General features: G+C 34.9%; 4 protein-coding genes. All 4 read left to right on the top strand.

Annotated features, from left to right (window positions below; genetic code table 11):
• The coding region (locus BTHERMOSOX_RS08860) for a glycosyltransferase (RefSeq protein WP_212744642.1) at positions 1–342 on the top strand (342 nt) is incomplete at its 5' end.
• 431 nt (positions 343–773) lie between these two features.
• Positions 774–2,183: an IS66 family transposase gene (gene tnpC, locus BTHERMOSOX_RS08855; protein WP_138120717.1), complete on the top strand. Its 1,410-nt coding sequence runs from the start codon at positions 774–776 to the stop codon at positions 2,181–2,183.
• 307 nt (positions 2,184–2,490) lie between these two features.
• Positions 2,491–4,350: a sulfatase-like hydrolase/transferase gene (locus BTHERMOSOX_RS08850; protein WP_138120716.1), complete on the top strand. Its 1,860-nt coding sequence runs from the start codon at positions 2,491–2,493 to the stop codon at positions 4,348–4,350.
• 344 nt (positions 4,351–4,694) lie between these two features.
• Positions 4,695–5,582 (top strand): PI-PLC domain-containing protein, encoded by an 888-nt coding sequence (locus tag BTHERMOSOX_RS08845; RefSeq protein WP_138120715.1) that lies wholly within the window; start codon positions 4,695–4,697, stop codon positions 5,580–5,582.
• The last annotated feature ends 145 nt before the right edge of the window (positions 5,583–5,727 follow it).

Here is a 5,727-nt window from a genome sequence, read left to right as displayed (position 1 = left end):
CCCAAAACATCTATCTCCTGCATAATTCTGCAAGTACTGAGCTATGTATGTGCCGCACTCTGGAGCATTGGGCGAAAACGTGATTTCCTTTCCATTATCTTGGGAAGCAACCGGATAGGAATGGTTTATACAACCGATTGGCCGGGGTTAGGTATACAAAAACAGCGAGCACTAGATAAAGCGTCAGGAGACTGGGTGCTATCCATTGATGCTGATGAAGCTGTTACGCCTGAGTTAAAGAAAGAAATTATACAGGCTATTGGGCATGGAAATTTTGACGCTTATAAAATACCTAGAATGACTATTTTTTGTGGTCACCCGATAAAAAGGGGGAGGTCTTAAATACAAATATATCCTGCGCTTATTTCGTAGAACCAAAGGCCACTTCACAAACCGCCCCGTGCATGAATCAATCGAAGTTGAAGGTTCAATAGGTAAACTAAAACATTCTCTAATACACGAATCACCTGTTGATTTAGAAGAAGCACTCAATAAAATTAACAAATACTCGTAACTACTCAGCGTAAATAAATAAAAAAAGTTCTTGACAGGGTTTTAGCTCGAATTTTGATATTTTTAGTGCACCAGGTACTCGCTGATAAATAGGCTGTTTATTGCTTCTGTTTTTCATTGTCATGCGCAACAATTCAGTCAATACTGACGACCTCGAACAACTTTTTTAATCGCCTTACAATTGCTTACAACAAGGAAAATTCGGGATTTAAAACCCATGAGATAATAACCCTGTCCATAAAGCAATGCAGGTTTATCCGTTGAAAATAGATTCCATTGATGTTGATTCCGCAATCAATCATGTCAAACAGTTACTTGAAACTGAGCGTGATCTATCGCCTGCGTTAAAATCAGCACTGGAAGTCATTCTATTACTTGTCTCGGTGTTATTAAATCGAGTAACGCTGAATAGCAAAAATAGCAGTAAACCCCCTGCAAGCGATCCCAATCGCAAAAAAGGCAGTCGCAAAAAATCAGAGAAGCCTTCTGGCGGACAAAAATCGCATGCAGGCACGACGCTACAAAAAATAGAGGGTCCTGATGAAATCGAGATGATTACGATTGATCGCCGCACCTTGCCAAAAGGGCAATACACGGAAGATGGCTTTGAAACACGCCAGGTATTCGATATTGATATTTCAAGGGTGGTGACAGAGTATCAGGCGCAACGGCTGATTAATGAAAAAGGCCAGCGCTTTATCGCCCCTTTTCCAGAGGAAGTCACCAAGGCTGTACAGTATGGTAACGGGATAAAAGCCCATATAGTTTACCTTTCACAATACCAGTTATTGCCCTACAACCGAATTCAGGAATATTTGGCCGATCAATTAGGTATGCCAATCAGCGAAGGCTCCATCTATAATTTCAATAAGCAGGCTTATGAGCAACTAGCTGAGTTTGAAACGATCAGTAAAGAACACTTAGTCGAATCCCCCTGTATTCATGCGGATGAAACAGGCATTAATATTAATGGTAAGCGCCATTGGCTACATGGGACCTCCAATGATCAATGGACACACTTCTTTCCCCATGCCAAGCGTGGCACAGAGGCAATGAATGACATTGGGATTTTACCCCGTTATCATGGTATTTTATGTCATGATCATTGGAAACCCTATTATAAATATGATTGCACCCATTCACTCTGTAATGCGCATCACCTGAGGGAATTGACGCGTGCCTGGGAGCAGGACAAACAAAAGTGGGCGCTAGCAATGAAACGACTGCTTGAAAAAATGAATGATGCAGTCAATGAAGCAGGTGGCCTATTACCCCATAAAGAAGCAGAAAAATGGAAAGGGCTATACAGAGAATTACTCGGCAAAGCGGAAATAGAATGCCCGCCACCCGACAAGCCTGCAAAAGCAAAACGAGGGCGAATAAAACGCAGTAAGGCGAGAAACTTACTGGAAAGGCTGATTAATTATGAAGAGGATGTGTTGCGCTTCATGACAAACGCCTGCGTGCCGTTTACCAATAATGCTGCTGAAAATGCAATTCGGATGACCAAGGTTCAACAGAAAATATCGGGATGCTTTCGTAGCACCAAGGGTGCCGGGATATTTTGTCGGGTCAGAGGTTATTTATCAACGTGCCGTAAACAAGGTGTCAGTGCAACTTTGGCAATGACTCTTGTGTTTGAGGGAAAGTTGCCTGAGGTTGCTTTATAATTTCATTTGATTATTCAGTTACGCTGAGTAGTTACATCCAGACAAGGACTTTCACCTTGCAAGAAATGACAAGCTTCGCTTGCCGCACCGAGTCTGACCCCTTTGGTTTTCACCCACCTGGAGACTGTCCAGCAACTTGAAGAACAAGACGATTCCCAAGTTATCGAACAATCTTCTGGAAAAGAGGGGGGCAACAGTATTAAAATGTAGAAATGGTTTATTACTGATGGCTTGAAAAATTTCAGAAATGTATAAGAATAGAGACAGGGACATTCTGGTATAATCATTATCATTTATCTTATTTTTTATGGGTTTGGGATTGTTTAATATTTTTCAAATAATTATATGGGTAATATTTTTATTATTTATTGCTTCAAAAATAAGGCAGAAACATTGGAAAATTGTTTTTTCAAAGGTGGCCGCTTTTTTTATAACATTAGAAATAGTAGCAATATACATTACAGATAGGTTAATTGATTACCGTTTCTATAACCACATAAATATAAATTCAATTGAAGGACACGGGTTTCAATTTGTAACTCAATTTATATTATTTTCAATATTATTATTATTAATTTGGTTTATATTATATTTTGGTTCAACATATATACAGAAACTACCTATTCATAAAAATAGATATTTTGTCCCTATTATATTAGTTTCTTTTATTTTACTAAGTTGGCCTAGTGGAGTATTAAATGAAATTTACAATGTATATAAAATACTAGATGCTGAAGAAAAAAGCTTTGAAGATGCACTAATTGATGTAGGTATATCTCCAGACAAATATATTACTCCTGATCAGCTTACTGCGAAAGCAGGTAAAAATATTATAGTTATATCTATTGAATCTTTAGAGCAAGGTTTTTTAGGCCCTAACTTTAATAATATTGCCCCTAATTTAAACAATTTATCAAAAGAGCTAACTTATTACGACCAAATGCCTGTTTCACCTGGGGGGGCGTGGACATCAGCTTCTCTTTATAGCCATCAAGTTGGAATGCCTGCCTTTTTTAAGGGGCAAGGCAATGCTGTTTTTCAAGGTATAACTAATGTCAAACTGACTGGTTTAGGACATATACTAAATAAGGCTGGATATAACAGTAAATATATAGTTGGTAACAAAGAGTTTGCCGGTATGTCAGATATTCTTACTGTTTATGGGATAGAGGCAATTTCCGAAAAAAATAGTTTAGGGAAATACCCAAAAAATAATAGAGGACTATACGATTTCGACATTTTTCACGAAGCTAAGTTACAAATACAAGCATTAAAAAAAGATAAAGATAAACCATTTGCTCTTTTTTTATCAACTATAAATACCCATTTTCCGAATGGGATTTATGATAAAAGAATGGAAAAATATATTCCAAAGAGAGAGAGCAATCTTGAATTTTCAGTATCAGCAGTTGATTATCTGATTAATGATTTTATCATTTACCTTAAAAATGAAGGTCTTTATGATAATACAGCTATTTTCATTTTTCCCGATCACTTACTTATGGGTAGTAGTGGTAAGGTAATAGAAAATATCAAGAAATCTAAAAGAAAATTATACTTAATCACAAATGCAGGTGAAAATGAATTGTCTAAAAAGACAACGGATACACTTTACCAGATAGACCTGCCTAAAATGATTATCAGTGGAGCAAAAATAGACACAAATGCAACTTTCTTAGTAGATTTTATTGAGACTGATAATGTTATCGATTTTATCCGGAAAAATAGAATTAAACTTACAACACTTAACAAGGCCTCAGTAACAAAAAAAGATTATAGCAGTGGCATTACTATTAGTATTTCTGACAATAACCTTGTTATTTCCTCTGATGAGGATAGTGTGTTATTCACATTAGATATAAAACAGAAACATGAAATATTCGATATTACATTTAATTCTGAAATGGTTGTAATAGGGAAGTCGCAAAGTAAAAGAAATATGAATAATTTATTTTCTATAACTGCATATGACAAAACATACAAACGACTACATTTACTTGTTAATATCAAAGATGGAGTAATTGATAAAACTTATTTTGGCAATAAGAAGTATATTGGAATCTATAAATCAGGACAGCAAGTTACATATACTGATGATGACATAAATTTAATTAAAGAATCAAATGATACAATATTATATGTTGAACCTAAACCTAAAAAAAACTAAAATTCATCCATGACTATCCACCTCTAGTTTCGATTACAAGTTCTGAATGCATTACATCACAAAATATTCATAGTTTAATTGAAGTTAATGGTAAAAAATTTAGATTAAGTCGTGGACTGAATTTACTCACGGTAAATAGTCAAGGGCAATTTTACTTAGAACGTTTTGATACATATGGAAGTAAGGATGCTACTAGTCAGTTTATAATCAGGTTAGAAGATTTAATTAAACAGAAAACCTTTTGGGCAGTTGCTGCCCATGATACAATTAATAGCACTCATCGAAACTCTAAAGAAAAACTAGATAACTTAGGTTTTAAGTTACTTCAAAAATTAAAAGGAAGAATGGCCTATATTGCCTACTCTAATAGCACTCAACAAATAAAAGAATATTCCTCAAAAACATCATTAAGTTATATCATCCCTAGCTATTTAACTCCTTTATCAGAAGATGAGAAAAATTCTCTAAAAAAACTACAAATAGAAAAAAAATCTATAGCTAATATCTACAGAAAAGATAAAAACAGATTTATTGCTCATGCTGGAGGTAGGATTGATGGACACAACTATACTAACTCATTAGAAGCAATGGACTTGAATTACAAAAATGGGTTCAGGTTATTTGAGTTAGATATTATTAAAACATCTGATGATATTTATGTTGCAGCTCATGACTGGAAACATTGGTCAAAAATAACAGGCTATAAAGGCGATTTACCACCTAGTAGGAAAGTTTTTTTAGAACAAAAAATTTATGAAAAATATACACCTATGGACATAGATGCTATCAATATTTGGTTTAATAAAAATCATGACACAAAATTAGTAACAGACAAAGTAAATTTACCCAGTGATTTTTCTACACAATTTATCGATAAAAGTCGTCTAATGATGGAATTATTTACATGGAATGCTGTTAAAGAAGGAATTAGTGCTAAAATAAAATCATCAATGCCAACAGGTGGCATTTTATCTAAAATTAAAGGTAATAAGATTACCTTTTTGAGAAATTTAGGCATAACAGATATAGCGAGTAGCCGTCGTATCATTAATACACGGCACGAATTAGTTAAAAAAATCGTGGATTCAGGAATTAATATTTATGCCTTTCATCTTCATTTTGATAAAGGTAAAGATGAAGCATATGTTGCATGTAATGAGAATCAATATTTTTATGGGATGTATGCTGATAAATGGGATTTTAATACGATATTGGATTGTTCCAAACATTGATAGAAAATGCGTTGTTTTTTCCATGCCTATCCGGTTGCTTCCCAAGATAATGGAAAGGAAATCACGTTTTCGCCCAATGCTCCAGAGTGCGGCACATACATAGCTCAGTACTTGCAGAATTATGCAGGAGATAGATGTTTTGGGA

The sequence above is a fragment of the Bathymodiolus heckerae thiotrophic gill symbiont genome (genome assembly GCF_900128515.1).
Classification (GTDB): domain Bacteria; phylum Pseudomonadota; class Gammaproteobacteria; order PS1; family Pseudothioglobaceae; genus Thioglobus_A.
This window is presented reverse-complemented; position numbering and strand designations above follow the sequence as displayed.

Excerpts from the sequence above, each read along its gene's own strand:
- BTHERMOSOX_RS08850 (WP_138120716.1), top strand. The coding sequence starts at position 2,491 with ATGGGTTTGGGATTGTTTAATATTTTTCAAATAATTATATGGGTAATA.
- BTHERMOSOX_RS08845 (WP_138120715.1), top strand. The coding sequence starts at position 4,695 with ATGGCCTATATTGCCTACTCTAATAGCACTCAACAAATAAAAGAATAT.